Origin of the sequence: Brachybacterium saurashtrense (genome assembly GCF_003355475.1) — a bacterium.
Taxonomy (GTDB): domain Bacteria; phylum Actinomycetota; class Actinomycetes; order Actinomycetales; family Dermabacteraceae; genus Brachybacterium; species Brachybacterium saurashtrense.
On the sequence record NZ_CP031356.1, the window covers coordinates 3,246,049 to 3,272,352 of the forward strand.

Sequence of the window (26,304 nt, forward strand, 5' to 3'; positions counted from 1 at the left end):
GCCGGGGCGCAGCCGTTCCGCGCGGGCACCCTCGCGACTAGCCTGGGCCCGAGCCCCCGCGATGCCGCGGGGCCGCGACCAAGAGGATCCGCCATGTCCGAGAACGCTGCCTCCCAGAACTCCGGCGCGGACGGCGCCGATGCGGCCGACGCCCCCGACCAGAACTGGTCCACCGGCCGCCCCGTCCACTTCGAGATTCAGGCCGCCGACCCGCAGCGCGCGGTCGCGTTCTACACCTCCGTGTTCGGCTGGACCACGGAGGACTGGTCCGAGTTCGCGGGCATGCCGTACTTCGGGCTGAGCACGGGCAGCGGCCCCGGCATCGACGGCGCGATCCTGGGCCGCCCCGGCGGGGAGAACGCCGAGGTGGGCGGGCCGGTGATGGGCGCCGTGCTCACCATGGGCGTCGCCGACTTCGACGAGACGGCGGAGAAGATCACCGCCGCCGGAGGCACCGTCGCGCTGCCGAAGTACGCGCTGCCGGGCATGGCCTGGCAGGGCTACTTCCACGACACCGAGAACAACGTCTTCGGCCTCCACCAGCCCGACCCTGAAGCGAAGTGACCCCCGGCGCGGACCGACGGTGAGGCCAGTCGTCTCCGACGGTCCGCGTCCTCGCCCGTCCTCTCAGGCGCCACCCCCGCGGCGCACGTCCGCCGTGGTCGGCGCCGGGATCTCCGCGTCGAAGGGGATCATCGGCCGGTCGATCCGGGAGTGGCCGAGCCGCAGCAGGTCCTGGTCCACGCCGCCCGGGGTCAGGGCCAGCAGCCAGTCCGCAGCAGACTCGTACTGGTCCGGCTCGAGGTAGCCCATCTTCACGGTGACCACGTCGAACCCGGTCATCGACAGGCCCAGCCGGGCGAACATCCCGTGCGTCGCCCACTGGGAGCGGCGCCCCGTGACCACCACGGTCAGCCCGGTCCGCGCCGCGCCCTCCAGAGCGACGGGCGCGCCCGCTGCGTCGGCCGATGCAGTCTCGACGTCCAGCACCCGCAGTGCCGCCGCGCGGCCCGTCGGCCCCGACTCGTCCAGCGCCGCGACCTCGACCGCGAGCGGCACCGGCCCCGGCTCCCGGGCATCGATTCGGCCGCCCACCTGCACCGCGAGCCGCCCGCCGACGCCCGCCTCCCAGGCCGCGTCGGCCGTCGCGGGGTCCACGAGCGAGACCATCAGGGCGCTCACCTCGTCGGCGCGGATCTCGGACCGTGCGGCGAGGCGGGCAAGGCAGTACGTCGTGTCGTCGGCCCCGCCGGCGCCGGGGTTGTCCCCGGAGTCGGAGATCCAGAACGGGCGGGCGTCCGACGCGATCGCCTGCTCGAGGCACTCGTCGAAGGCGCCGGTGGGGGCGACGAACTCGAACTCGTGCCGCGCCTCCCACAGGGCGGTAGAGAGCTCGAGCGCCGCCTCCTCGACAGCCTCGGCGCCGTCGCCGACAGCGACGATCGCGGCCTGGCAGCGCGGCTGGTCCGCCCAGGCGAACCCGATCCAGCAGGACACGTCGGTGACGCCGTCGCGCGCGGTGAGCTCGGGGATCCTGGCGTACAGCGACCGGGCCGGTTCGATGCGGGTGGAGGTCTTCTCGCCGGGCAGCAGGATCGGCACGTGCACCAGCGCCTTGTGCGGCCGCGCCCCGCCATCCCGCACCCGCGCGGCTGCGGCGACCAGGTCTCGCAGGCCCCGCTCGCGGGTCTCCCACGCGTCGATGTGCGGGGCGTGGCGGTAGCAGGTGAGCAGGTCACAGGCCTCGAACAGGGTGTGGGAGACGTTGCCGTGCAGGTCCATCGCGGTGCCCACCACCACGTCCGGCCCGATCGCGGCGCGGATCGCGGTGATCAGGTCTCCCTCGGCGTCGTCCAGGCCCACCACGCTCATCGCGCCGTGGATGTCGAAGAAGAACCCGTCCAGCGGCACCTCGGCATGCGCGGCGGCGAGGCCGTCCACGATCTCCGCCTTCCAGCCCTCGTAGACCTCGCGCTCCACCTGCCCGCCGGGCAGGGCCCGTGCGTGCAGCACGCCCACGAACTCCGCCGAGTCCCGCAGCGCCCGGCCCTGCGCGGAGCCGTCGGTGAAGAACGGGAAGCGTTCCAGGATCTCCTCCGTGCCGCGCCGCACCTCGAAATCGGCCGCGCCGGAGCGGTACGGGGTGAAGGTCGAGGACTCGATCGCGATCCCGGCGAGGGCGAGGCGTGGGCGGGCGGGCGAGGACTGCGGAGAGGCAGACATGGGGGCTCCGAACGGCTTAAGCGATTGATAGCGTGGCGTCATCCTCGCACCCGGTCGGGCCGGGCCGCCAGGCCCCGGCGGCTCCGTCGGCCGGCCGTCGACGAGGACCGCATCGGGGACGAGGACGCCCCATGATCAGCTTCGAGGACCGCCACGGCCCCGCGGACGCCGCCCCCGCCTCCGCCTACCCGGATCTCGCCGTCCCGGACTGGTACCGCGACGCGAAGCTGGGCGTGTTCGTGCACTGGGGCCTGTACTCCGTGCCCGCCTGGGCCGACGTGCTGGACCGCAGCGACGTCACCGCGGAGACCGCCTACGCCCGCCACCAGTACGCCGAGTGGTACGCGAACACTGTGCGCATCGAGGGCAGCCCCACCCGGGACCGGCACGAGCGGCTCTACGGCGTGGGCCACCGCTACGAGGACTTCGCGGACCAGTGGCGCCCGGAGGCCGGCGCCGCCGAGGGGATCACCGCGCTCGCCGCCCGCGCCGGCGCCCGCTACCTCGTGCCCACCACCAAGCATCACGACGGCTTCTGCCTGTGGGACTCCGCCACCACGCCGTTCACCGCCGCCCGGCGCGGGCCCGGCCGCGACCTGATCGCCGAGTTCGCCGCCGCCGCACGCGCCGAGGGGCTGCGCCTCGGGCTCTACTACTCCGGCGCGCTGGACTGGCACGTCAGCGACTTCCCACCGATGACCTCGCACGGCGACCTCTTCGCGCTGCGCCGCAACGACCCCGCCTTCGCCGCCTACGCCGCCGCGCAGCTGCGCGAACTCGTCGAGCGCTTCGCCCCCGACCTGCTGTGGAACGACATCGACTGGCCCGACGCCGGCAAGCACCCCGGCCCCGACTCGCTCGTGCAGCTGCTGACCGAGCACCTCGCCGCCGTCCCGGACGGCCTGGTCAACGACCGCTGGGGCGTGCCCGCCCACGGCGTCCTCACCCGCGAGTACCAGGACATCGACACCGTGCAGGACGAGCCCTTCGAGGCGACCCGCGGCCTGGGCCTCTCCTTCGGGTACAACGCCGACGAATCCGCCGCCCACGCCCTGGACGGCGCGGCGCTGATCCGCCTGCTGGTGGACGTAGTCTCGAAGAACGGGAACCTGCTGATCAACGTGGGGCCGCGGGCCGACGGGTCGGTGCCGCCGCTGCAGTCCGCGGCGCTCGAGCAGCTGGGGGAGTGGCTCGCCGTGCACGGGGACGCGCTCTATGGCACCCGGCCCTGGTTCCACGAGGCGGTGCGGGTGCCGCCCGAGGGGGTGCGCTTCACGCGCGGGATGGCGGACGACAGGGGAGAGGTGCTGCACGCCCTGCTGCTGGACCCCGCCGCCGGGCCGGTGACGCTGGATGCGCCGGTGAGCGCCGCGGTGCGGGAGATCGCCCAGGTCGCCGGCGGTGCGGGCGAGAGGATCGTGCTCGATCCGGGTGCGTCGCAGGGCCCGGTCGCCGTGCAGTCGTTCGCTCTGCGGCCAGGCGTCGAGGGCGGCTGAGCTGCGGACGTGGGCGCTGAGCGCGTGCCCTGGTGCCGACGGTCTCCGCCGCCGACCTCAGGCCAGCAGAAGCCGCACCCCTGTCCACAGCGACAGCGCCGCGCCCACGAATCCCAGCACGATCACCAGGCGGTGGATCCCGAGTTCGCCCAGCCGCTTCTGCAGCAGCTCTCCGAGCCCCACCGAGGCCACGAGGGAGGCGAGCATCGCCGTCCACACCCACCAGGGCATCTGGGGCAGCTGGCCGTCGTCCCACGCCCACTTCGAGCCGAAGGAGACCAGCGAGACCAGGATCCACAGCGGCTGCAACGTGGCCACCATCGGCAGCGCAGGCCACCGCGACAGCACCGCGTAGACGGTCGCGGCCGGTCCGCCCACGCCGCCGAGCACGGTGCCCAGCCCGATCCCCACCCCGGTCGCGAGCTGGGCGGGGCGCCCGTCCACGGTGGTGTCCACGCGGGCCAGCAGCACCGAGATCACCAGGCTCAGCAGCACCAGCGTCGCGACCACCAGGTACAGCGGCGCCGGAGGGGAGATCGAGGAGAGCCAGGCCGCCCCGGGCATCACCGCGATCGCGGGCAGCCCCAGCCACAGCACCTTCCCCCACTCGATCTGCGACCAGACCCTGGGCAGCATCACCATCGGCACCAGCCCGCCCAGGAGATTCGCGAGCATGATCCCCTCGTGCGCGCCGATCAGCACCACCGCGTAGGGCGCGAACACGATACCGAGCCCCATCCCCGCCACCCGTTGGATGATCGCGCAGGTCAGAACCAGGGCGATCAGGGTGAGGGAGAGGGTGAGCGTCACCCGGCCACCGTAGCGAGCAGGGTGCCGCGGCGCGGTGCCGTCCACCGCAGGCAGGTGCGCGCAGCGCACGGGGGAGAGGGCCGAGGGTGGGGCCGGTGCGTGCTGAGGGAGCAACGAAGGTGGGCAGGCGAGCACGGCAGGGAAGGCGGGCCGGACAGAGCGGTCAGGAATGCTGTCGGTTCTGCGCGGGCCGACGTAGGGTGTCGCGGGTAACGCTTACCGAGGAGGCCCCATGACCACTGTTCCCACCCTGTCCTTCCACGACGGCGCCGCCGTCCCCCAGCTCGGCTACGGCGTGTGGCAGGTCGAGGACGACGTCGCCGCGGACGTCGTGGTCCAGGCGATCAACGCCGGCTACCGCCACATCGACACCGCCGCCGGGTACCAGAACGAGGGCGGTGTGGGCCGCGCCGTGAAGGCGGCGGGCGTCCCGCGCGAGGACCTGTTCCTCACCACCAAGCTCGCCAACGGGGATCAGGGCTTCGACTCCGCCAAGCAGGCGCTGGAGACCTCCCTGGCCGCCCTGGACATGGACTACGTGGACCTCTACCTCATCCACTGGGCGAGCCCGCAGCGCGGCACCTACCTCGACTCCTGGAAGGCGCTCATCGAGCTGCAGGCCGAGGGGAAGGCGAGGTCCATCGGCGTCTCGAACTTCCCCGCCGAGCAGCTCGAGGAGATCATCGCCGCCACCGGCGTGGTGCCCGTGATGCACCAGATCGAGCTGCACCCCGCCTTCCAGCAGGCCGAGTTGCGCGCCCTCCACGCCGAGAAGGGCATCCTCACCGAGGCCTGGTCGCCGCTGGGTCAGGGCGGCGACATCCTGCGCGACCCGGTGATCACCGACATCGCCGCCGCTCACGACGCCGACCCCGCGCAAGTGATCATCGCCTGGCATCTCGCGATCGGGAACGTGGTGATCCCGAAGTCCGTGACCCCCGCGCGGATCGTCTCGAACTTTGCCGCCGCCGATCTCACGCTCACGGACGAGGAGGTCGAGCGGATCGCCGGCCTGGACCGCGCCGACGGGCGCATCGGCCCGGACCCCGCCAACCCCGGGTTCTGACGCCGCACGCCGCGGGCTGCCCCGAGCGTCTGCGAGCAGCGGGTCGAACGTTCGCGAACTCCACCCCGCACGTTTGCGGAAGGTCGGGTCGAACGTTTGCGACGCATAGGTCGAACGTTCGCGACGCTCAGGTCGAACATTCGCGGACCCGCTCAGCCCCGCCGGAACAGCGTCGCGATCTGCGGGTGCCCCGCCTCGTAGCCCTCGAGCAGTTTTCGGCCGAGCTTCGGGGAGCTGACCAGCGGGTGCATGGAGAAGCCCTGCCAGGCCGCCTCGCGGGAGCCGGTCGTCGCCGCCTCGAGGATCTTCCGTTCGGAAGCCCGTAGCGCGCTCATCATGCCCAGCCGTCCCAGCTCCACCGGGGCGACGGGCTGGGGGTGCACGCCGTCGCCGTCCACCACGCACAGCACCTCGAGGACGAGATCAGCGGGCAGCTCGGGCACGATCCGCTGCGCGGGCGGGGCGTTCGAGCCGGCCGGGGCGTTGCCCACGTCGAGGATCATCCGCTCGCTGCGGCCGGTCGCGAGGGCGGTCATGAGCCGCATCGCCACCTCCTGGTAGCCGCCGCCGGCGACGTCCTCCTCGCGCCGCTCCTCGTCCCGGGACTCGGCCATGTAGGTCGCCTCCCGCTCGTGGAGGGTCTCGCGCCACAGGTCCAGCGGCGAGGTGCAGCAGGAGGTGGCGTCAGCACCAGCGTCAGCACCGGCACCGGCACCGGCACCGGCACCGGCACCGGCACCGGCATCAGCGTCAGTGCCAGCACCTGCATCGGGGCCAGCATCAGCGCAAGCACCAGCACCGCGCACGTCGGCGTTGCCGCCCTCGCCGAGCTCGGCCGCGGCGAGGTAGAAGTCGCCCTGCTGCTTCGCGAGGAACTCCCCGCGGGTGGTGGCCGCGCCCGTGATCCGTGCGATCGCCTCGGTGGTGTGCAGGTAGTAGAAGAGGTACTCGTTGGGCAGGGCGCCGTCGGCCCGCACCCAGTCCTTCCCGATAAGGCGCGCCTCCTCGATCTCCTCGAGCGCAGCGTCGTCGGCGAGCAGGCCCGGCAGGCGATCCACCCCGTCGATCGTCACCGAGCGCAGCCAGCCCAGGTGGTTCAGCCCCACGTAGTCGACGGCGGCGGGGGCCCCGTCGGCCGCACCCTCGCCCGCTGTGCCCGCGCTCGCCGCCCTCTCGCTCGCCACGAGGTCCGTGCCCAGCAGCCGGCCCACGCGCCGCACCAGGCCGATCGGGGTGTCGCAGATGCCCACCACCCGGTCGCCGAGCACCGTGCGCATCGCCTCGGTGACGATTCCGGCGGGGTTCGTGAAGTTGATGGTCCACGCGTCCGGCGCCAGCTCAGCCACCGCGCGGGCGATGTCGAGGGCGACGGGGATCGTGCGCAGCGCGTAGGCGAGGCCGCCGGGGCCGATCGTCTCCTGGCCCAGGAGGCCGAGCCCGAGCGCGACCCGCTCGTCGATCGTGCGGGCCTCCGCGCCGCCCACCCGCACCGCGGAGAACACGAAGTCCGCGCCGGTGACAGCCTCGCGCAGATCCGTGGTGGCGAGCAGGCGCGGCACGGTCGCGCCGTGCCCGCGCTGCTGGAGCTGCGCGGCGAGCTCCTCGATCACGGCGGCGATGGTGCGCAGGCGCGCCGGGTCCACGTCGTACAGCGCGACCTCGTCCACGGTGAGTCCGGTGGCGGCGGTCGCGACCGCCTCGTACACCAGCGGGACGCGGAAGCCGCCCCCGCCCAGGATCGTGAGCTTCATGGCAGCAGCACCTCCACGTCCTCCCCGTCGGGGAGCGCGATGTCGAAGGGGAGAGGGGGGCGATCGGTGACCAGCGCGGTGAAGCGCGTCAGTCGCGCGACCTCGAGGAACCCCGAGCCGGGGAACTTCTCGTGGTCCGCCAGCAGGTACGCGGCGGCGGCGACGTCGAGCAGCCCACGCTTGATCGGGACCTCGCTGGGGGTGGAGTCGAGCACCGCGCCGTCGGTCCGCACTCCGGCGGCGCCGAGGAACGCACGATCTACCCGCACCTGACCGAGCGCGGACTCGGTGAGCGTGCCCACCATCGAGTCGTAGTTCGGGCGCAGCAGTCCCCCGAGGATCACGATGTCGATGTCGGGGGCGGCGGCGAGCGAGCGCACCACCGCCAGTGAGGCGGTGACGACGGTGAGCGACCGCTCGACCAGCAGCGGGCACATCGCCGCGACAGTGGTGCCGATGTCCAGGGCGATCACCTCGCCGTCCTCGATCAGGGTGCACGCGCGGGCGGCGATCTGCTGCTTGGCGACGGTGGCGGTGCCGGCGACGTCCTCGAAGGAGCGTGGGTCCGCCTCCGGGCGCACCGAACCGCGGATCGCCGCCGCACCGCCCCGCACGCGCCGGAGCGAGCCGGCCTCCGCCAGTGCATCCAGGTCGCGGCGCACCGTCGCCTCGGAGACGCGCAGGTCAGTGCTGAGCGCGGCCACGGTCACGGTGCCCTGACGGCGCAACGCGGCCGCGATCGCCTGATGGCGCTCCTCGCTCAGCATGACGTCACCGTAGCACCGAGTTGTCAATTTCGTGCAGGATCATGCAGATCCGTGCAGTTCTGCGCAGCTCATGTCATGATGGTGGTCCGGACCACGTCGGTCGGGACCGGATCGCACCGGCCGGCGGCGGAGCGCAACGGCCGCGACGGCGCGGCATCGCCCACCTCAGGAGGACATCATGCTTCGACGGAACTTCCTCGGCTCCACGGCCGCCCTGGGCGGTCTGGGCCTGCTGGCCGCGTGCGCCCCCGGCTCCGACTCCGGCGACGGCGGCGGCGACGCCCCGGCCCCGGCGGCCGACGAGGTGGACACCGACATCGCGGCCCTGGGCGAGATCACCCTCACCGTCTGGGACCAGGAGGTGCGCGGCGCCCAGAACGATGCCATCGAGGCGCTGATCGGCGCGTTCCAGGAGCAGTACCCGAACGTCACCGTGGAGCGCACCTCGCAGTCCTTCGACGACCTGCAGCAGCAGACCGGCCTGGCGCTGTCCGGCAACGACGTGCCGGACGTGCTCCAGGTGAACAACGCCCGCGGCGACATGGGCTCCTTCGTGGCCGACGGCCTGCTCACCGACCTCACCGGCTACGCCGAGGCGTACGGCTGGACCGACCGCTTCGCCCCCAGCGTGCTGGGCAAGATGAGCTACTCGAGCGACGGCGTCACCTTCGGCGAGGGCTCGCTGTACGGGCTGGCCCAGACCGGCGAGGTGTGCGGCATCTACTACTCGCAGGCGAAGCTCGACGAGCTGGACCTCGAGGCCCCCACCACCTGGGACGAGGTGTTCTCCCTGGTCGAGGCCGCCGCCGAGGCCGGCGAGCAGCCGATCATGCTGGGCAACCTCGACCAGTGGCCCGCGCTGCACGTGTTCGGCCCGCTGCAGGCGCACTTCGTGGACGCCGAGACCATCGTGACCCTCGGCATGGGCAACGCGGGCGCCGACTGGACCAGCGAGGAGAACGTCGCCGCTCTCACGCGGCTGGCCGAGTGGGGCAGCAGCGGCGCCCTGGGCGATTCCCCGAACGGCCTCGCCTACGACGACGCCTGGCCCGAGTTCACCGAGGGCACCGGCGTGCTCCTGATCGGCGGCTCCTGGCTGGGACCGGACATGGAGGCCGTGATGGGGGAGGACCTGCGGTTCATGGCGCCCCCGCCCGGGGCCGACGGGGCGGTGGCCACCACCGGCGGCACCGGCATCCCCTTCTCGATCCCGTCGGCCGCCGCGAACCCGGCCGCGGCCGCCGCGTTCATCGACTTCATCACCAGCGATGACGCGATGGCGATGATCGCCGAAAACGGCGGCATGCCGGTGAACCGCACCGCCGAGCTCGCCCCCGACTCCGGTGTCAACAAGGACATCTACGAGGCCTTCGACGCCGTCTCCACCGAGGGCACGCTGCTGCCCTACCTCGACTACGCCACCCCCTCCTTCGCGGACACCGCCGGGGCCGTGATGCAGGAGGTGATCGGCGGGCAGTCCACGCCGGAGGAGGCCGCCCAGACCCTGCAGGACGACTACGGCGCGTTCACGGAGGGGTCCTGACCCGATGAGGCCCGGACAGACCGGGGCGCGGCGGCGGCACCGGCCCTCCGCGGTCGCCCGCTCCGCCGCCACGCCCTACCTGTTCCTGCTGCCCGCCCTGCTGGTCTACGGCGCGTTCGCGCTGTACCCGCTGGGCCGGGCCGCGCAGTTCTCGCTGTACGAGTGGAAAGGCTTCGGCTCCTCCACGTTCGTGGGCCTGGGCAATTACCTCGACCTCGCCGGGGACGCGGACTTCCGGGCCGCGATCGGCAACGCGCTGATCCTCATCGTGTTCTACGCGCTGATCCCGCTGGCGGTGGGGCTGGTGCTCGCGGCGATCCTGCGCCGCGGGCAGGTGCGGGGGATGGGCTTCTTCCGCACGGTGATCTTCCTGCCGCAGGTGATCGCGCTGGTGGTGGTGGCCGTGGCGTGGCGGCAGATCTACTCCCCGCACGGCCTGCTGAACGATCTGCTGCGCGGGGTGGGGCTGGATGTGCTCACCCGCGGCTGGCTGGGCGATCCCGGCACGGCCCTGGCCGCGGTGGGCTTCATCGGCACCTGGATCGAGATGGGGCTGGTCATGCTGCTGCTCCTGTCCGGGATGAGCCGCATCCCCGCGGAGCTGTTCGAGGCGGCGCGCCTGGACGGCGCCGGCGCCGTGCGCGAGTTCTTCGCGATCACGCTGCCGGCGGTGCGCGGGGAGATCACCGTGGCGCTGGTGCTCACCCTCATCGCGGCGCTGAAGACCTTCGACCTGGTGTACATGACCACCTCCGGCGGGCCGGGCAACTCCACCACGGTGCCCAGCTTCGAGGTGTACTTCCGCGCCTTCGAGCTGCGCGCCGTCGGCTCCGCCAGCGCGGTCGCGATCGTGCTCACCGTGCTGATCTTCGCGCTCAACGTGGCGGTGACCCGGATCGGGGAGCGTGAGGCATGAAGGTCTCCCGCACCGAGACGACGGTCAACTACGCGATCCTGATCGCCTTCGCCCTGTTCGCGCTCGCGCCCGTGCTCACCATCCTGCTCACCTCCGTCTCCGCGCCGCTGGGCCGGCCGGACGGCGTGTACCTCTCCAACTTCGTGGAGGCGTGGACGGTGGGCGGGTTCGGCCGCTCCCTGGGCAACTCCGCGGTGGTGGCCGTGATCGTGGTGGGACTGGCCACCGTGCTCGCGATCGGTGCCGGCTACGCCTTCGGCACCATGCGGTTCCGCGGCGCGACCGCGCTGTTCTACCTGTTCCTGGTGGGGATGATGATCCCTGCCGAGGCGACGATCATCCCGCTGTTCTTCGACCTGCGCAGCCTGGGCCTGACCGACACCTACCTCGCGATCGCGATGCCGCAGGTGGCGCAGTCGATCGCCTTCGGCACGTTCTGGCTGCGCGCCCAGTTCCGGGCCCTGCCCACCAGTCTCGTGGAGGCCGCCGCGCTGGACGGCGCGGGGCCGCTGCAGGCCCTGGTGCGGATCCTCGTGCCCGCCTCCCGGCCCGCGATCGTGACGATGCTGGTGCTGGTGTTCATGTGGACCTGGAACGAGTTCCTGATCGCCCTGATCATGGCGCCGGGCGGGCGGCTGCGCACCGCCCCGCTGGGCCTGGCCACCTTCCAGGGCCAGTACACCGCCGAGACCGCGCTGCTCGCCGCCGGCGCCGTGATCGTGGCCCTGCCCACCGTGATCCTGTTCCTGTTCCTCCAGCGCCACTTCATCCGCGGAATGCTCGAAGGAGTCGCCAGGTGATGACCGACCGCCCCACCGATCCCGCCCCGACCACGCCCGATCCCGGCGCGGCCGCACCGGCCCCCGCCCCGACCACGCCCGACGGCGGCCCGTCGGCCGGGGGCGCGCCCGGCCCGTCGGCCGCCCACCCCGCCCCGTCGGCCGCCCACCCCGCCGCGGGCGCCTCCACCCCGGCGCCTCCGGAGGCCGCCGGCTGTCAGGACTGGGACCCGCTGGCCGGGCAGCGCTCCGACGACGACCCGCCGCTGGACGTGCTGCTCTCCGGCACCGTGTTCTTCGACATCGTGTTCACCGGGATGGAACGCCTGCCCCGGCCCGGCGAGGAGCTGTGGTCCAAGGGCATGGGCTCCAGCCCCGGCGGGATCGCGAACCTCGCCACCGCCGCGGCACGGCTGGGCCTGCGCACCGGGCTGGTGGCCGGGTTCGGCGACGACGCCTACGCCGACTGGATGTGGCACACCATGGCGCACGAGGAGGGCATCGACCTCACCGCCTCCCGCCGCTTCACCGACTTCCACTCGGCGCTGACCGTCTCCATCGCGGCCGAGGGGGACCGCGCCATGGCCACGCACGGCCATGACCTTCCCGTGCCGCTGTCCTCGCTGATCGCCGCCGCGCCCGCCTCCCGCGCCGCGGTGGTGGATCTGGCGGGGGAGACCTCCTGGTGGGCGCAGCTCGCCCAGCGCGGCGCGCTGATCTTCGCCGACATCGGCTTCGACCCCTCGGGCCGCTGGGACACCGCGGATCTCGCCCCGCTCACGCACTGCCACGCCTTCACCCCGAACGCGCTGGAGGCGATGAGCTACACCCGCACCGACAGCCCCGACCGGGCGGTGCGGGCGCTCGCCGAACGGGTGCCGCTGGCGGTGGTGACCGACGGGGCCGACGGCTCCTACGCGATCGACGGCAGCACCGGCGAGGAGGCGTTCTGCCCGGCCGTGCCGGTCACCGCGATCGACACCACCGGCGCCGGGGACGTGTTCGCCGCGGCGATGGTGCTGGGCACCCTGGCCGAGTGGCCGCTCGACGAGCGGCTGCGCTTCGCCTCGCTGTGCTCCGCGCTCGCGGTGCAGCAGTTCGGCGGCTCGCTCGCCGCCCCCGGCTGGGGCGACATCACCGACTGGTGGCGCTGCATGAGCCGCGCCGCCGACGACGGCGACCTGCGCGCCGCCTACACCCGCAGCGGCTACCGCTTCCTCGACGGCGTGGTCCCCGACCACCCCGTGCACGGCCGCCGCCGCGCCCAGGGCACCTTCGCCCTCCGCTCCGACGCCGGGAAGCACTGAGAGCTGACCCCGCCCGCAGTAGTCTTCCCGCATGCACGAGACCTCTCTGCTCGTCGAGAACCTGCTGTCGATGTGGTGGCTCGCCCTGGCGGCGGTGCTGGCGCCCGTCCTGGCGCTGATCACGCGCCGCACCGTCCCGGACGTGGTGTGGCTGCTGGTGCTCGGCATCGTGATCGGCCCCCACGCCCTGGGGCTGGCCGAGGCCACCGAGGCGGTGGAGTTCCTGCGCGAGCTGGGGCTCGGGTTCCTGTTCCTGCTGGCGGGGTTCGAGGTGAACCTCGCGGACATGCGCAGCCGCGCCGGGCGCAGCGCCGCGATGACCTGGCTGCTGTGCGCGGTGCTCGGCCTGGGAGCGGGGATCCTGGTGGCCGGCGGGGACTGGCACGTCGCCGCGGTGCTGGGCATCGCCGCCACCTCCACCGCGCTGGGCACGCTGCTGCCGATCCTCAAGGACTCCGGGGCGCTCGGGGCGCCGCTGGGCCGGGCGGCGATGGTCCACGGCGCCTACGGCGAGCTGCTGCCCGTGCTCGCGATGTCGCTGCTGCTCACCACCCGGGCCACCGGGCAGGCGGCGGTGGTGCTGGTGCTGTTCGCGGCCTTGGCGGTGGTGACGGTGCTGCTGCCGGTGCGGCTCTACCGGCGGGTGCCGCTGCTGGGACGCGCCTTCGCCGCGGCCGCGAACTCCACCATGCAGACCACCGTGAGGATCACGGTGTGGATCTTGGTCACGCTGATGCTGCTCACCGCCGTGCTCGAGCTCGACGTGGCGCTCGGCGCCTTCGCCGCCGGCCTCCTCATGCAGGCGGTGCTGCGCAGCCTCGCCCCGGGCCACGTCGGGGAGATCATGCACAAGGTGGAGGTGGTGGGCTTCGGCCTGCTCATCCCGATCTTCTTCCTCACCAGCGGGATGAGCATCGATGTGGTCGCGGTGCTGGGGGCGTGGCCGCTGCTGCTGGGGTTCCTGGCGATGATCGTGGTGGTGCGCGGCCTGCCGGTGCTGGCCCGGGAGCTGTGGACCAGCACCGACTCGCAGCTCGCGACGACGCGCGAGAAGGCGGCGCTGGGGCTGTACGCCGCGACGGGGCTGCCGATCATCGTGGCCGTCACCCAGATCGCCGCCGGCTCCGGCCTGATCACCACCACCGCCGCCTCGGCGATGGTGATGGCCGGGGCGCTCACCGTGCTGGTGTTCCCGCTGCTGGCCGCACGCCTCACGCGCGGCCTGGAACCGTCGAAGGAGCCGGCCGACGCCGACGCCGGGTGACCCCGCCGCCCGCTACCCCGCCGTCACCGCCTCCTCCAGCGCGGCCAGCGATTCGTCGAGGAAGCTGGGCGGGAACGGCGGCAGGGAGAACTGCTCCCGGAGGAACTCCGGCACCTTGCTCCAGTCGTAGGTGAGGGTCACACGGGTGCCCTCGCCCTCGGCGGCGAGGTCGTAGCGCCAGGTCCAGCCGGCGCTGCCCAGCTCCCCGTCGGGCCCGTACTGCCCGGGCCGCCAGGCCACGGTCCGCTCGGGCTCGAGCGCGATCACCTCGTTGTGCATGTCGTAGCGCCCGCCGGCGTTCTCGTGGAACATCTCGATGCCGAACACCTGCCCCACCTGCGTGAGCGGCGCGGGCTCCGCCTCCAGCGGGCCGCGCACCCAGTCGGTCGGTTCGGTGCGGTGGTGCTGCGCGGGATCGGTGAGCAGGGCGTACACGGCGCCCGGGGCGGCGGCGACGGTGCGGGAGGCGACGTAGCGGGCCTCCGAGGTCGTGGCGGGCTGCGCGCTCATGCCGTGGCCCCCGTCCCGTACAGCGCCGCGACCTCGTCGGAGTCGAGCCACTTGTCGTAGGTGGCGGACTGCGGCCAGCCCTCGGGGGAGTCCTGCCAGTCCTCCTGCCGGCCGTAGGGCAGCAGGTCCACGAAGGCGAAGGTGTGGCTGAGCTGCTCGGTGCCGCGGCCGTTCGTGTGCCAGGTGCGGAACACCCTCTCCCCGTCGCGCAGGAACACGTTCACGGCGAAGCCCTCGCCCGGGCCGGCGCCCACGTCGGTCCCGAAGTCGCTGCCGGCGGTGGAGTACCAGTCCATCCGGTTGCCCACCTTCTCGCGGTAGGCGAGGGCCTCGTCGATCGGGCCCTGGGTGACCACCACGAAGCGGGCGTCGTACTTGTGCAGGAACTCGGTGCGGGTGAACTGGGAGGTGTAGCCCGTGCAGCCGCCGCACTGCCACTCGGCGCCCGGGGACCACATGTGGTGGTAGGTGATCAGCTGCGTGGCGCCGTCGAACAGGTCCGGCAGGCCCACGGGCCCGTCGGGGCCCTGCAGCGTGTACTGCGGCATCTCCACCATCGGCAGGCGGCGGCGCTGGGCGGCGATCGCGTCGAGCTCGCGGGTGGCGGCCTTCTCGCGCACGCGCAGCGCGTCGAGCTCGCGCCGCCAGGTCTCTGGGTCGGTGACGGGCGGGAGGGCGGGGGCGTGGTCGGTCATGTCAGTCCTTCCTGGGGGTCCATCGGGTGTAGGTGACGCCGGAGCTGAAGGCGCGGTGCTCGAGGAGGGTGAGGGGCGTGCGGTGGCCGGCGGGGAACAGTCCCCGCCCGCGGCCCTGCACGTAGGGGTAGGTCCACAGCCGGTACTCGTCCACGAGCCCGGCGGCGATGAGGGTGTGGCACAGCCGGATCGAGCCGGTCAGCGAGATCTCCCCGCCCTGCCCGCGGGTCAGGTCCCGCACGGCCGGGACCGGGTCGCCGGCCAGGATCGTCGAGCGCTGCCAGGCCGGGTCGGTCATGGTGGAGCTGACCACGTACTTCTCGATCGCGTTCAGCTCGTCGGTGATGCCGGTGGTGTCCTCCTCCTGCTGCGGCCAGAAGCCGCGGAAGTCCTCGAAGGTCTGCCGGCCCAGCAGGATCGCGTCGCAGGCGGCGCTGTCGCGCTGCAGGATCTCGGCCTGATCGGGTGGGGAGTCGGTGGGGTCGAACCAGTCGTCGAGCATCTCGACCGCGCCGTCGACGGTCATGTTCTGCGTGATCACCAGGGGTCGCATCGGCGCCTCCTCGGGTACCGTGGATGTGAACACCATCCACATTGATGTGCACAAGGTAGACTTCCTGCCCCGGAGGGTCAAGAGTGACCGAGAGATCCCGCCCGTACCACCACGGCGACCTGCGCGCCGCCCTGGTGGACGCGGCGCTGGGGATCGCCCGCATCGGCGGGCCGTCTGGGGTGTCGCTGCGGGAGGCGACCCGGCGCGCGGGCGTGAGCCCGTCGGCCGCGTACCGGCACTTCGCCGGCCGCTCCCACCTGCTGGACGCCGTGGCGAGCGAGATCCAGCAGCGCATGGCCGCCCGGATGCGCGAGCGGATGCGCGCCCCGGCGCACGCCGACGCCCAGGAGCAGGCCCTGCAGTCCCTGCGCGGGGTGGGGCTGGGCTACATCGGCTTCGCCGTGGACGAGCCGGGATGGTTCGAGACCGCGTTCTTCGGCAGCCTGCGCGAGGGGGCGGCGGCGGGGATCGCCGTGGCGGCAGACGGAGCCGACGGGCCGGTGGCTGCCGAGGGCGACCCGCCCGCGGTGCCGCCGCCGTTCGCCCTGCTGGTGGAGGCGCTGGACGAGTGCGTGCGCGCCGGCGTGCTCGCCCCGGAGCGACGGCCGGGGGCGGAGTTCGTGTGCTGGTCGGCGGTGCACGGCTGCGCCGAACTGGTGCTGCACGGACCGCTGCGCGGCGCCGACGAGACCCTGGTGGGCCAGGTCTCGGCCCGGGTGGTGGACGACATCATCGCCGGGGTCCGCTGAGTCGCGAGGCCGACGGCCGGCGCGGCCCGCGCCACTGCGAGTGCCCCGCGCCACTGCGACCGGCACGCGCCGCCACGGCCACCCCGCCCCATCACGGCCGCCTCGCCGTCGTCGATGGGGAGTTCTCCCCGGGGAGAACTCCCCGGGCACTTGGCCCCATCGCGCCGCTGGTCACGGCTTCGTACAGTGATCTCGGCGGGTGCGGGAACCTCCCGAGGGGGAGCACCGGCACGAGGCTCACGGGCAGCGGGAGCCGCGGGGTCATCGGCGGGGGCCGACGATCCCGCGGCGGGGGACCGCTCCGGAGTGGGCCTCGTGCCCGGTGCGGGGAGGCGGGCCACGGGCCCGGAGACGCGCGGCGTCACAGCCGCAGCAGGCCCTGCCCCAGCGAGAGCAGCGCCCCCACCAGCGCGATCATCACCACCCAGCGCATCGCCCGCGGGCCGTCCACCCGACGGGCCAGCACCGTGCCGCCTGCGAGGCCCACCACCAGCAGGGCCAGCAGCACCGCCCAGCCCGCGGCGGGCAGCGAGGGCAGCGACCACTTCGCCACCAGCGCGGCGATGCCGAGCACGGCGAAGTGCAGCTGCGCCGTGGCGGCGAAGCTCCGATGCTCCCAGCGGGTGGCCAGCGCATAGACCACCAGGCCGGGCCCGCCCACCCCGGCGGTCACGTTCATCAGCCCGGAGGCGAACCCGCCCCCGGCGCCCACCCACAGCGAGTTCGGCACGTCGAGCCGACGCGCCCCCATCGTGAACAGCAGCCCCGCCAGCACCAGCAGGCTGATCGCGATCGCCAGCACCGGGGCCGGCAGCCACAGCACCAGCAGCGCCCCCGGGATCGTGCCCACCAGCCCCGCGGGCACCACCCGCGCGGCCCGGGCCCAGTCCAGGTCACGCCGCACCACGGCCAGGTTCAGCAGCGCCGCCGCGATCCCGCACACGTTGGTGACCAGGATGCCCTCCACCGGCCCCAGCGCCATCACCAGGAACGGGGAGGACAGCAGCGCGAAGCCCATCCCCGTGGTGTGCACCGCCACCGCCCCGGCCAGCACGGCCAGCGCGGCCAGGGCCGCCTGCCACCACTGCGGATCAGTCACGGCGGCCAGCGTACGCGCGGGGGCGCGGTGCGGCGTGGGGGTCCATCCCGCGGCTCGCCCGACGACCCCTGCCGGCGGCCTGCCGTGGCCTCAGCCGGCCCCGCCCAGCCAGGCGAGGGCGGCGCTCGCCGCGGCCTCGGTGCCGGTGCGCAGCGTGGGCTGCGGGTCCGGGGCGAAGAAGGGGCTGTGGTTCGGGGCGGTCTCGCGCCCCTCCACGTACCCGCCCAGGCCCCAGTAGCAGTACGGGGCGCCGAAGGCGTCCGGGATCGCGGAGAAATCCTCGGAGGCGGTGACCGGCTCCATGTGCTCCACGCGATCCGCGCCGAACTGCGCCACGAACGCCTCCCGCACCCGGGCCGTGGCCATCAGATCGTTGTCGGTCATCGGGAAGCGGTGGAAGAGCTCGAACTCCGGCTCGTGCGGGGAGCGGGCCGCGGTGCACTCGGCACGCATCATCCGCTGCACGCCCTCCACCAGGTGGTCGAGGATCTCCTCGCGGTAGGCGCGGACGTTCAGGGCCAGCTCCGCCCGGTCCGGGATGATGTTCGCGCTGGTGCCGGCGTGGAGCGCGCCCACGGTGACCACGCCGAACTCCGACGGCGAGATCTCGCGGGACACCAGCGACTGGATCCGCCCCACGATCGCGGCGGCCAGCACCACCGGATCCACGCCCAGGTGCGGCATCGAGCCGTGCGAGCCGGCGCCGTGCACCGTCACCCGCATCGACGCCGAAGAGCTCAGCACCGGCCCCGGCGCCACCGCGACCCTCCCGGCCACGGGGGAGGTGAGCACGTGCTGGCCCAGGCACACCGCGGGCGTCGGCACCCTGGCGACCAGGTCGTCCTCCACCATGGCGCGCGCCCCGGCCGCGATCTCCTCCCCGGGCTGGAACAGCGCCACGTACGTGCCGCACCAGTCCTCGCGATGCGCGGCCAGCAGCCGCGCCGCCCCCAGGGCCACGGCGGTGTGCACGTCGTGCCCGCAGGCGTGCATCGTGGGCTGGACCTGCCCGTCGGCGTCCTCCTGGGTGGCGGTGGAGGCGTAGGGCAGGCCGGTGGCCTCCTGCACGGGCAGGCCGTCGATGTCCGCGCGCAGCAGCACCGTGGGCCCCGCGCCGTTCTCCAGCACGCCCACCACGCCGCCGCCGATCTCGTGCACCTCGTAGCCGTCGCCGGCGAGCTGCGCGGCGACGATGCCGCGGGTGCGCTCCTCCCGCATCGACAGCTCCGGGTGGCGGTGCAGATCCTCGTACAGCGGCACCTGCCAGGACGCGAGGGCGTCGAGCGCGACGGTCATGGACGCGGGAAGAGCGGTCACGAGAGTCCTCCTGCGGGGTGGGGTGCCGGAGCCTGCACGGCCCCGGACGGCGGTCTCGCGAGGGTGGTCGGGAGCGCCGCCGCCCTCGAGCGTAGACCCCGGACGACGGGCCGTCCCGGGGCTCGTGTGATTCGGCTGACCCCTGCTGTGGGACTCTTCCGCGCGCCCGCGCGAGGACCCTACTCTTGTCGTGCGTACAAAGACGCGGGATTCAGCGTCTGATCAGGCGGAACTCACCGACCTGACCCGAGCGTGAACCAAGAGCGAGAAGGAGGGACCCAGGCATGGAGTCACAGCATGAGATCGCCGTCGGCCACGAGCTGCGGACGGCCGCCGAGACGGCGCAGATCCCGGTGGTCCCGGCCGCCGCCGACGCGCCCGAGCAGGCACCCACCTGGCGCACCAGCGTGGGCGTGGTGATCGCCCTGGTGCTCGCCTTCGTGGCGATCACGCTCGTCGGGCTCTGAGCACTTCCTGAGGCGGGCGGGCTCAGCGCCGCCGCAGCACCACCACCGCGTCCAGGTGCTCGCCCTCGGTCCCGTCGGGGCCCACGGCCGGGCGCCGACGTTCCTCGGCGAGCTCCACCGCCCAGTCCGCGGCGGGCTGGGCGAGCTGCTCCACCTCGGCGCGCACGTCGATCATCGCCGCGGGATGCTCCGCCGCCCAGGACGGCGGGGCCGCGTGCGAGACCGTGACCAGGTGCCCGCCCGTGCGCAGCGCCGAGGCCGCCCGCTGCAGGATCCCCAGCCTGTCCAGCGCCACCTGCGACTGGAAGAACGAGGCGGTGACCAGGTCGACGGACTCCGCCTCCGGCTGCCAGGCGCTGAGATCCGTCGCCGTGAACAGTGCCTGCTCGAGGCCTCGCCCCGCCGCCTCGGCGCGGGCGCGCTCGATCGCGGTGGCGGAGATGTCCAGGCCGCGGGCCGTCCAGCCCTGCTCCGCCAGCCACAGCACGTCCCCGCCCTCGCCACAGCCCAGATCGATCGAGATGCCCGGCTCGAGCTCCGCCACCACCTGCGCCATCGTGCCGTTGACCGTCCCCGACCACACCCGCTCGCTGCCGCTGTAGCGCTGCTCCCAGTGCTCGGCGGGGGAGAGGGACGGATCAGGCTGGGAGTGCGGGGCGGAGCCGTGGGCGTGATGCGCGGTCATGCCACGAGCCTGGCAGACGTGGCCGGGGTGGGGAAGCGGAGTTGCCGAGATCGGGAGGGAGGGGTGGGGGGAACAAGCGTGTGGCGCCACGGGGGGGGGTAGGTTGTCGCCACATCCTGCGCTCCCGGTTCGCGGCGCCGCAGGAGTGGGGGACGAGTCGCAGGAGGCCCGATGACGAGCACGCGCCCGAGCCGCGCCGAGCAGATCGACGCCGCGACGCCCACGAGCCGCAACCGGGTGGTGGACTTCCTCCGCGCCGCCGCGATCACCGTGGTGGTGCTCGGGCACTGGACGATCATCGCGGTGGACCCCGACGGCGGGATCCTCCCGCACGGCGTGCTCGACGGCGCGGAGTGGACCCACCCGCTCACCTGGATCTTCCAGGTGATGCCGATCTTCTTCCTGGTGGGCGGCTACTCCAACGGCCTCTCCTGGCGCTCTGCGCGGCGCAAGGAGATCGGGTACGGCCAGTGGCTGCGCACCCGGCTGCGCCGTCTCGGCATCCCGCTGGTCCCGCTGCTGCTGGCCTGGCTCGTGATCTGGGTGGTCGCCGTGCTTGCCGGCGCGCCGACGGAGACCGTGCAGCTCGCCTCGCAGATGGCGCTGATCCCCACCTGGTTCCTCGCCGCGTACCTGGTGGTGATCCTGGTAGCCCCGCCGTGCCTGGCGCTCTGGGAGCGCTTCGGCTGGTGGTCCGTCGTGGGCGGCGTCGCGCTCGCCGGCGCGGTGGATGCGGTGAGCATCGCCGCCGACCAGCCGCTGCTCGGCTACCCGAACTACCTGCTGGTGTGGGCGGCGTTCCACCAGGTCGGCTACGCCTGGCTCGACGGCCGACTCGCCGGCACCCGCAAGCGCCTGCTGCTCGCCGGGGTCGGTGCGGCCGGCCTGCTCCTGCTCGTGACGGCGGGCCCGTACCCGGTCTCGATGATCACCGCCGGGGGCGACGAGATCTCCAACTCCAGCCCGACCCGCGTCACGATGGCGTTCCTGGGCATGCTCCAGGCCGGGCTCGTGCTGTCGCTGGAGAAGCCGCTCGAGGCTCTGCTGCGCCGGCCCCGGCTGTGGCTCGTCACCGTGCTGGTGAATCAGAGGATCATGACCTGGTTCCTGTGGCACCTCACCGTGATGGTGGGCCTCGCCCATCTGCTGCTCGCCCTCGACGCGCGGGCGCTGCTGCCCGAACCATTGACGGGCCCGTGGTGGGCGACGCGGCCGCTGTGGGTGCTCGCGCTGCTCGCGCTCACGGGGCTGGTGGTGCTGGTGATGGGGAGGTTCGAGTCCCCGCGGGCCGACGAGCGACCGGCCCCGCCGGTGTGGAAGCCCCTCGCCGCCGCCGTGTGCGTCATCGCCGGGCTCGCCGTGATGGCCAGCGTGGGTGTCGCAGGGGAGGGCGGTGTGACCTGGTGGTGGCCGCTGCTGCCGGTGGTGGGGTTGTGGGGGTTCGGGGTTGCACGGGCACTGAAAGCTTGGCCATGAGATTCTCCATCGCCCGAGGCGCCAACATGGGATCATCTGACTATGTGGTCTGAGGGTGACGAGTTGAAGCTTCGCAAAGAAGCTATGCAATGGCTCGCCGCGTGGACAAACGACGGGCTCGACGCGATTTCATACGCCGACCTCGGTGACTTCCATTTTTGCGGCGAAGCGTTCGCGCTAAAAGATCGACAGCTTGGCGTTAGGAAGCCGGCCGGCATGGACAGCGCATTGTCTATTGCCACTGCATACCGAGCGCCGGGCAGAGAGCGTCCTTATGATGATGTTCTCGGTCGTGATGGTCTCATGCGGTACAAATGGGACGGAGATGATCCCAATAAGTATACGAACCGCGGACTTCGCTCTGCAATGAGTGAGAAGCGCCCGCTTATATGGTTTTGGGGTGTTGCTCCAGCGATGTACAAGCCAATATTTCCGGTTTATGTCGTCGCAGAGGAGCCAGAAGACAAGCAGTTCGTCATTGCCACTGACGGGCTTCAGAACATCGAGTCGACGGGGCAAGATGTCGATGAGGTGACAAAGAGGTACGTGCTCCAGGAGACGCGCAGGCGTCTGCATCAGCCGGTTTTCCGCGGGCTAGTGATGCAAGCGTACGGAACTCGCTGCTCGATCTGCAGGCTGCGGCACTCGACGCTTCTGGATGCCGCCCATATCATCCCAGATGCCGACCCTGGTGGGGTTGCGGCGGTGCGAAACGGTATAGCGCTGTGCAAAATTCATCATGCTGCTTACAACTCAGGCATAATTGGCATTTCGCCCGACTATGTGCTCGGGGTGCGTGAAGATGTTTTGAAGGAAATTGACGGACCGATGCTCGAGTTTGGCCTTAAGGGCCTTCATGGAGATAGGCTGAAGGTGTTGCCTTCGTCAAAGAAGGAGCGCCCGGATCGAGAGCTACTGGAGCACCAGTATCGGCGGTTCGAGGCTGGCTCTGTGCCCCGAGCGCTCCGTGTGGATTTTTTGCACTCTAAGGGTTGGGATGGATAGGGGGTATTGTCGGACGAGGTTCGAGTGCGCCTCGGCAGGTTATGGGTTGGAAAATCGTGACTTCGCTCTCTCGGGAGCTTGTCGGCGGGCATTCGGCGATCGGTGTCCACTTATTAGGGGTAAGTTGGCCAGTCCATTGAGGTCGATCCAGATTGCGGAGTTGAAATCGGTGTTTGGTAGCGGCTTGTCCGCATCTTAATTCGGCCTGCGTGAGTCGGTCGGGACAATTATCTTGCGGTGGACTCGTGCGTCTATGCCACCGCTCGAGCCTCCATGAACAGTTCGGCTGGCATCGCCCGATCCAATCGCCACACGATCTGCATCGGTCGCGACCCCGTCGCCTGCTGGAACTGTGCTGTCCCGAGGCAGGTGTAGGGCTCGGTGCCGATGTCGCCCGTTTTCGCACGCCTTACGAAGAGAACCACGCTCGATCCGCGGGCGGCGTGGTTGATGTACCTCTGACCGGTGCGACTCTCCACGCTCGTCGTGCTCTGCGACTCCCAGTGGAAGAGGTCCTGGTTGATCGCGAAGTCGCGATACATGGTCGTGGGGGAGTAGTCCGCTTCGGACTTCTTCAGCGTCACGAGCAGAGCGTCCACGCTCGTGCCCGGCAACCACTTCACCCCTTCGCGAATTGAGCCGGGCGCTCCAGTGTCTAGGGTGCCAAGGCCCAGTCCGGCGAGCAGCTCCTCCCGGGAGTACCGGGCGTGCGATCGCAGCGGTGACTGCGCTGCGGAGCCTGACAGCCGTGCCGGACGAACCCGAGACGACTGGTCCTGGTACTCCAGCACGTGGAGCAGTTCCTCTACCACTGCAGGATGTGCCCGGAGCTGCTCGAGGCCGGTGCGAACACTGTGCTCCCCGGAGGGCCAGAAGGAGAACACGAGCATTGCGGCATAGAGGTCGGTGTCGACTCCGGCCGGAAGAGTGGGCTCGGTGAGGAGCCGGCGGTACGCCCGGATCCGCTCGGGATCGTCGACGTGAGTCAGGGTGCCGACCCGGCGCAAGAGAGAGTCGGCAGTCTCCGAACGCGTCTCCTCTCGGGTGGCGGGGAAGGCCCAGTCCACGAGCGTGGACCAGCTTGCCGAGCGCTTCTCTCCGCTTAGGCTGCGCGTCCCCGGCCCGTATACGTCTGCGAGAGACCGCTCTGCCGCATCGAGGTAGGTGCCCAGGGCGTAGTTGCTCGGTGAGGCATCCTCGGGCTTGTGCTGGCGGACATCTGCGACCAGATCCCTCGTCGAGAGTTTCAGTTGCTTCTTCACGTTCTTGAGCACGATGTCCTGCGCGACGCGATCGAACACGATCTGCGTGCCCGGAGGGAGGAACGGGAAGCCGTCGCGGATGCTGCGCTCGAGTTTGTTCCTCGACAGGCCCGTCAGTGCCCGGTACTTCAGGTCAAAGCGGAAGTTCGTGTGCTGGAGTCCGACGAAGTCGAGCACTGTCAGTACCGCCTTGTTCTCCGCTCGGCGGAGCCCGCGCCCAAGCTGTTGCAGGAAGATTGTCGCTGACTGGGTGGGTCGGAGCATCAGCACGGTATCGACCATGGGGATATCGAGACCTTCATTGAAGAGATCGACGGCGAACAGGCAGACGATGTCGCCGCGGCGCAACTTTGCGAGGCCCTCCTGCCGTTCGTCGGAGCCGGAGTCTCCCGTGAGAGCCAGCGAGGGGAGGCCAGCACGGCGGAACACCTCCGCCATGTAGTGCGCGTGCTCGACGCTGACACAGAACCCGAGTGCCTTCATGCGGCTGGGGTCAGTCACCTTGTCGCGCAGCGCCTGGAGCACCTTGCCGGCCCGCGCATCATTGCCGGTGTACAGGGAGTTCAGCTGGGTGATGTTGTAAGCGCCGCGGGTGAATCGCACCCCACTGAGGTCCACACCGTCCGCGAGGCCGAAGTAGTGGAAGGGGACTAGGAGATCCGCGCTGAGCGCGTCCCAGAGCCGTAGCTCGCTGGCGATCCGTCCCTCGAAGAAGGCATGAGCAACGTCGATGCCATCGGCGCGCTCCGGCGTGGCGGTGAGTCCAAGAAGCTCACGAGGCGTGAAGTACTCGAGAACCTTGCGGTACGTCGCAGCCTCCGCGTGATGGAACTCGTCGATCACGATGATGTCGAAGTGATCGCGAGCCCATCGCTCCAGCTCACCCGCCTGCTGTAGCGATTGAATCGACGCGAACACATGGCGGCGGCGCACGGGCTTGTGGCCGCCGACGAAAAGCTCGCCAAATGCACCGTCCTTCAGAACGTCGCGGTAGGTCCGTAGTGACTGCTCAAGGATCTCTTTGCGGTGCGCGATGAAGAGGATTGTCGGCTGATCAGCCTCCGACGAGCGCAGTCGCTTGTAGTCCAGCGCCGCGACCACCGTCTTCCCGGTGCCGGTCGCTGCGACCACGAGGTTCTTGTGGCGGTCGTGCACCTCGCGCTCGGCGGCGAGGTCATCCAGCATCTCGATCTGATGCGGGTACGGGCGCACATCGAGATGGCTGATGGACAGGCTCGGAGACGAGGAGCGGCCGCTGTTCTTCTCGAGCAGGGCATCCAGATACTCGGCATCTTCGTCGGGGTCGTATGGAGCGAATGCGGCATCGTCCCAGTACGTCTCGAAGGTCGACTCGAACTTGTCCACGAGGCTCGGCGTGGCGAGGCGCGACAGGCGTACGTTCCACTCCAGGCCGTCCACGAGCGCCGCCCTGCTCATATTTGAACTGCCTACGTACGCGGTGGTGTAGCCGCTGGACCGATGGAACATCCACGCCTTGGCGTGCAGGTGCGTGGATTGGGCGTCGTAGTTGACCCGCACTTCGGCGTTCAGCGACCGCACGAAGTGGTCCAGCGCTTTGCGGTCGGTAGCGCCGATATACGTAGTGGTGAGCACTCTGATCGGCACGCCGCGCTCGGCGGCCTCCCGGAGGGCGGATTCCAGTACCCGTATCCCGCTCCACTGCGCGAACGCGCACAGCAGATCGATGCGATCAGCGCTCGCCATCTCAAGGCGCAACTCCGATCCCAGCTGCGGATCCATCCGTGAGTTTGTGAAGAGCGCGACGTCGCTGAGCGGTGTGGACGGCCGCGGCACGCGGGGAGCGTCTGGTGTGCTCACCGACGTGAGGAGCCGCGGACCCGGGGAGACCGACGGATCCATTGGTGCTTCCGGCAAGGTCTGCAACAGCCGGTTCGCAAGGGCGATACGGTCCTCGCGCGGCGCGGCGATCAGGGCCTGCTCGACAGTCCGCGCGACGTGCTGCGTGAGAACGTGGGCGACGTCTTCATCGTCCACATCCTCCGTCGGCGTGAGGAAGCCTCTTTCCTCCGCGCTCTGCACCGACTCCGCCAGCCCAGTGGTGATAAGCAGCTCGTAGAGCCCGGGGTCAAGTGCCTGCTTGCTCTCCATCACGCCTCCTCAGCCTGTGTGCGAAGAGCGTGGAGCCGTTCAGGAAGGACGCTGATGATCGGGACGTCGCCAGGGGCCCACTCGAGAGATGCGAGGTCGTCGAGCGGTACCCACTGCATCGCGTCGTGATCGCTGCTCGAGACGGGATCAGTGCCGCAGAACTGCGCTGAGTAGCAGGCGAGCTCAATGCGGGATGTCCCTATGTTGGTGAGGCTCCGCTCGACTAGCGGCCCCACGGAGATGTCGATGCTCAGCTCTTCCTGGAGCTCTCGTCGCAGCGCAGCCTCGGGCGATTCGCCAATCTCGACCTTGCCGCCCGGGAACTCCCACAGGCCACCGGCGCTGCGGTCGGCATTCCGTCGCGCGGCGAACACCGCCCCGCCGCGTTCGACGATAGCGCCCACGACGCGGATGACTGCCTTCTCCACCGTGGT

At 71.4% G+C, this 26,304-nt stretch carries 24 protein-coding genes; 12 read left to right on the plus strand and 12 right to left on the minus strand.

Annotated features, from left to right (window positions below; genetic code table 11):
* Positions 1-93: 93 nt before the first annotated feature.
* Positions 94-564: a VOC family protein gene (locus DWV08_RS14620; RefSeq protein WP_115414468.1), complete on the plus strand. Its 471-nt coding sequence runs from the start codon at positions 94-96 to the stop codon at positions 562-564.
* A 63-nt stretch (positions 565-627) separates the two neighbouring features.
* On the opposite strand, the gene DWV08_RS14625 is transcribed toward DWV08_RS14620, so the two are convergent.
* Positions 628-2,223: a M81 family metallopeptidase gene (locus DWV08_RS14625; protein WP_115414469.1), complete on the minus strand. Its 1,596-nt coding sequence runs from the start codon at positions 2,221-2,223 to the stop codon at positions 628-630.
* Positions 2,224-2,354: 131 nt separating this feature from the next.
* Here DWV08_RS14625 and DWV08_RS14630 point away from each other — a divergent pair, with 131 nt between their 5' ends.
* Positions 2,355-3,719, plus strand: a complete 1,365-nt coding sequence (locus DWV08_RS14630; protein WP_115414470.1) for an alpha-L-fucosidase — start codon at positions 2,355-2,357, stop codon at positions 3,717-3,719.
* Positions 3,720-3,776: 57 nt separating this feature from the next.
* Here the strand turns inward: DWV08_RS14630 and DWV08_RS14635 are convergent, their stop codons facing one another.
* Positions 3,777-4,529: a TSUP family transporter gene (locus DWV08_RS14635; RefSeq protein ID WP_115414471.1), complete on the minus strand. Its 753-nt coding sequence runs from the start codon at positions 4,527-4,529 to the stop codon at positions 3,777-3,779.
* Between the two features lie 232 nt (positions 4,530-4,761).
* Between DWV08_RS14635 and DWV08_RS14640 the strand changes: the two genes are divergently transcribed.
* Positions 4,762-5,595, plus strand: coding sequence for an aldo/keto reductase (locus DWV08_RS14640; protein WP_115414472.1), 834 nt, complete (start codon positions 4,762-4,764; stop codon positions 5,593-5,595).
* 152 nt (positions 5,596-5,747) lie between these two features.
* On the opposite strand, the gene DWV08_RS14645 is transcribed toward DWV08_RS14640, so the two are convergent.
* Entirely contained in the window at positions 5,748-7,346 is a 1,599-nt protein-coding gene (locus DWV08_RS14645; protein WP_115414473.1) for a family 4 glycosyl hydrolase, read from the minus strand.
* Positions 7,343-8,113 carry a DeoR/GlpR family DNA-binding transcription regulator gene (locus DWV08_RS14650; RefSeq protein WP_115414474.1) on the minus strand — a complete coding sequence of 257 codons (771 nt, stop codon included), beginning with the start codon at positions 8,111-8,113 and terminating at the stop codon, positions 7,343-7,345. Before DWV08_RS14650 ends, DWV08_RS14645 begins: the two co-directional genes overlap by 4 nt.
* Positions 8,114-8,291: 178 nt before the next feature.
* On the opposite strand from DWV08_RS14650, the gene DWV08_RS14655 reads away from it, so the two are divergent.
* From DWV08_RS14655 to DWV08_RS14675, 5 genes are read left to right on the plus strand one after another with little or no spacing between them, the layout of a single operon-like run.
* Complete coding sequence (locus tag DWV08_RS14655; RefSeq protein WP_115414475.1) at positions 8,292-9,656, plus strand: ABC transporter substrate-binding protein; 1,365 nt, start codon at positions 8,292-8,294, stop codon at positions 9,654-9,656.
* 4 nt (positions 9,657-9,660) lie between these two features.
* Complete coding sequence (locus DWV08_RS14660; protein WP_115414476.1) at positions 9,661-10,572, plus strand: carbohydrate ABC transporter permease; 912 nt, start codon at positions 9,661-9,663, stop codon at positions 10,570-10,572.
* Positions 10,569-11,372, plus strand: coding sequence for a carbohydrate ABC transporter permease (locus DWV08_RS14665; RefSeq protein ID WP_115414477.1), 804 nt, complete (start codon positions 10,569-10,571; stop codon positions 11,370-11,372). The genes DWV08_RS14660 and DWV08_RS14665 overlap by 4 nt, the downstream gene beginning before the upstream one ends.
* Positions 11,372-12,658, plus strand: coding sequence for a carbohydrate kinase family protein (locus DWV08_RS14670; RefSeq protein WP_241237328.1), 1,287 nt, complete (start codon positions 11,372-11,374; stop codon positions 12,656-12,658). Before DWV08_RS14665 ends, DWV08_RS14670 begins: the two co-directional genes overlap by 1 nt.
* A 31-nt stretch (positions 12,659-12,689) precedes the next feature.
* Positions 12,690-13,922 (plus strand): cation:proton antiporter, encoded by a 1,233-nt coding sequence (locus tag DWV08_RS14675; RefSeq protein ID WP_115414478.1) that lies wholly within the window; start codon positions 12,690-12,692, stop codon positions 13,920-13,922.
* 12 nt (positions 13,923-13,934) lie between these two features.
* Here DWV08_RS14675 and DWV08_RS14680 read toward each other — a convergent pair whose 3' ends face one another.
* Genes DWV08_RS14680 through DWV08_RS14690 form a run of 3 tightly spaced genes read right to left on the minus strand, consistent with a single transcriptional unit; the run spans position 13,935 to position 15,680 of the window.
* The gene (locus tag DWV08_RS14680; RefSeq protein ID WP_115414479.1) at positions 13,935-14,432 is read right to left on the minus strand and encodes an SRPBCC family protein; all 498 of its coding nucleotides are present in this window, start codon (positions 14,430-14,432) and stop codon (positions 13,935-13,937) included.
* The gene (locus tag DWV08_RS14685) at positions 14,429-15,127 is read right to left on the minus strand and encodes a DUF899 domain-containing protein (protein ID WP_115414480.1); all 699 of its coding nucleotides are present in this window, start codon (positions 15,125-15,127) and stop codon (positions 14,429-14,431) included. Before DWV08_RS14685 ends, DWV08_RS14680 begins: the two co-directional genes overlap by 4 nt.
* A 1-nt stretch (position 15,128) precedes the next feature.
* Positions 15,129-15,680: a dihydrofolate reductase family protein gene (locus tag DWV08_RS14690; RefSeq protein ID WP_115414481.1), complete on the minus strand. Its 552-nt coding sequence runs from the start codon at positions 15,678-15,680 to the stop codon at positions 15,129-15,131.
* 83 nt (positions 15,681-15,763) lie between these two features.
* Between DWV08_RS14690 and DWV08_RS14695 the strand changes: the two genes are divergently transcribed.
* Complete coding sequence (locus DWV08_RS14695; RefSeq protein WP_115414482.1) at positions 15,764-16,429, plus strand: TetR/AcrR family transcriptional regulator; 666 nt, start codon at positions 15,764-15,766, stop codon at positions 16,427-16,429.
* A 361-nt stretch (positions 16,430-16,790) separates the two neighbouring features.
* Here the strand turns inward: DWV08_RS14695 and DWV08_RS14700 are convergent, their stop codons facing one another.
* Together DWV08_RS14700 and DWV08_RS14705 are read right to left on the minus strand one after the other, a co-directional pair.
* Positions 16,791-17,528, minus strand: a complete 738-nt coding sequence (locus DWV08_RS14700; RefSeq protein ID WP_115414483.1) for a sulfite exporter TauE/SafE family protein — start codon at positions 17,526-17,528, stop codon at positions 16,791-16,793.
* 90 nt (positions 17,529-17,618) lie between these two features.
* Positions 17,619-18,845 (minus strand): amidohydrolase, encoded by a 1,227-nt coding sequence (locus tag DWV08_RS14705; protein WP_338142899.1) that lies wholly within the window; start codon positions 18,843-18,845, stop codon positions 17,619-17,621.
* A 284-nt stretch (positions 18,846-19,129) separates the two neighbouring features.
* Between DWV08_RS14705 and DWV08_RS14710 the strand changes: the two genes are divergently transcribed.
* Positions 19,130-19,312, plus strand: a complete 183-nt coding sequence (locus DWV08_RS14710) for a hypothetical protein (protein ID WP_115414485.1) — start codon at positions 19,130-19,132, stop codon at positions 19,310-19,312.
* Between the two features lie 22 nt (positions 19,313-19,334).
* Here DWV08_RS14710 and DWV08_RS14715 read toward each other — a convergent pair whose 3' ends face one another.
* Positions 19,335-19,997: a class I SAM-dependent methyltransferase gene (locus DWV08_RS14715; RefSeq protein ID WP_115414486.1), complete on the minus strand. Its 663-nt coding sequence runs from the start codon at positions 19,995-19,997 to the stop codon at positions 19,335-19,337.
* Between the two features lie 171 nt (positions 19,998-20,168).
* On the opposite strand from DWV08_RS14715, the gene DWV08_RS14720 reads away from it, so the two are divergent.
* A complete protein-coding gene (locus DWV08_RS14720) occupies positions 20,169-21,473 on the plus strand; it encodes an acyltransferase family protein (RefSeq protein WP_115414487.1) in 1,305 nt (434 codons plus the stop codon).
* Positions 21,474-21,515: 42 nt separating this feature from the next.
* Entirely contained in the window at positions 21,516-22,478 is a 963-nt protein-coding gene (locus DWV08_RS14725; protein ID WP_115414488.1) for an HNH endonuclease, read from the plus strand.
* Between the two features lie 251 nt (positions 22,479-22,729).
* Here the strand turns inward: DWV08_RS14725 and DWV08_RS14730 are convergent, their stop codons facing one another.
* Positions 22,730-25,870, minus strand: coding sequence for a DEAD/DEAH box helicase (locus DWV08_RS14730; protein ID WP_115414489.1), 3,141 nt, complete (start codon positions 25,868-25,870; stop codon positions 22,730-22,732).
* Positions 25,870-26,298, minus strand: a complete 429-nt coding sequence (locus tag DWV08_RS14735) for a (deoxy)nucleoside triphosphate pyrophosphohydrolase (RefSeq protein ID WP_115414490.1) — start codon at positions 26,296-26,298, stop codon at positions 25,870-25,872. The genes DWV08_RS14730 and DWV08_RS14735 overlap by 1 nt, the downstream gene beginning before the upstream one ends.
* Positions 26,299-26,304 lie beyond the last annotated feature (6 nt).

Coding starts and splice junctions, on each gene's coding strand:
- DWV08_RS14730 (WP_115414489.1), bottom strand. CDS start 25,870: ATGGAGAGCAAGCAGGCACTTGACCCCGGGCTCTACGAGCTGCTTATC.
- DWV08_RS14725 (WP_115414488.1), top strand. CDS start 21,516: ATGTGGTCTGAGGGTGACGAGTTGAAGCTTCGCAAAGAAGCTATGCAA.
- DWV08_RS14690 (WP_115414481.1), bottom strand. CDS start 15,680: ATGCGACCCCTGGTGATCACGCAGAACATGACCGTCGACGGCGCGGTC.
- DWV08_RS14670 (WP_241237328.1), top strand. CDS start 11,372: ATGACCGACCGCCCCACCGATCCCGCCCCGACCACGCCCGATCCCGGC.
- DWV08_RS14685 (WP_115414480.1), bottom strand. CDS start 15,127: ATGACCGACCACGCCCCCGCCCTCCCGCCCGTCACCGACCCAGAGACC.
- DWV08_RS14645 (WP_115414473.1), bottom strand. CDS start 7,346: ATGAAGCTCACGATCCTGGGCGGGGGCGGCTTCCGCGTCCCGCTGGTG.
- DWV08_RS14640 (WP_115414472.1), top strand. CDS start 4,762: ATGACCACTGTTCCCACCCTGTCCTTCCACGACGGCGCCGCCGTCCCC.
- DWV08_RS14625 (WP_115414469.1), bottom strand. CDS start 2,223: ATGTCTGCCTCTCCGCAGTCCTCGCCCGCCCGCCCACGCCTCGCCCTC.
- DWV08_RS14660 (WP_115414476.1), top strand. CDS start 9,661: ATGAGGCCCGGACAGACCGGGGCGCGGCGGCGGCACCGGCCCTCCGCG.
- DWV08_RS14710 (WP_115414485.1), top strand. CDS start 19,130: ATGGAGTCACAGCATGAGATCGCCGTCGGCCACGAGCTGCGGACGGCC.
- DWV08_RS14655 (WP_115414475.1), top strand. CDS start 8,292: ATGCTTCGACGGAACTTCCTCGGCTCCACGGCCGCCCTGGGCGGTCTG.
- DWV08_RS14720 (WP_115414487.1), top strand. CDS start 20,169: ATGACGAGCACGCGCCCGAGCCGCGCCGAGCAGATCGACGCCGCGACG.
- DWV08_RS14680 (WP_115414479.1), bottom strand. CDS start 14,432: ATGAGCGCGCAGCCCGCCACGACCTCGGAGGCCCGCTACGTCGCCTCC.
- DWV08_RS14630 (WP_115414470.1), top strand. CDS start 2,355: ATGATCAGCTTCGAGGACCGCCACGGCCCCGCGGACGCCGCCCCCGCC.
- DWV08_RS14675 (WP_115414478.1), top strand. CDS start 12,690: ATGCACGAGACCTCTCTGCTCGTCGAGAACCTGCTGTCGATGTGGTGG.
- DWV08_RS14715 (WP_115414486.1), bottom strand. CDS start 19,997: ATGACCGCGCATCACGCCCACGGCTCCGCCCCGCACTCCCAGCCTGAT.
- DWV08_RS14665 (WP_115414477.1), top strand. CDS start 10,569: ATGAAGGTCTCCCGCACCGAGACGACGGTCAACTACGCGATCCTGATC.
- DWV08_RS14650 (WP_115414474.1), bottom strand. CDS start 8,113: ATGCTGAGCGAGGAGCGCCATCAGGCGATCGCGGCCGCGTTGCGCCGT.
- DWV08_RS14620 (WP_115414468.1), top strand. CDS start 94: ATGTCCGAGAACGCTGCCTCCCAGAACTCCGGCGCGGACGGCGCCGAT.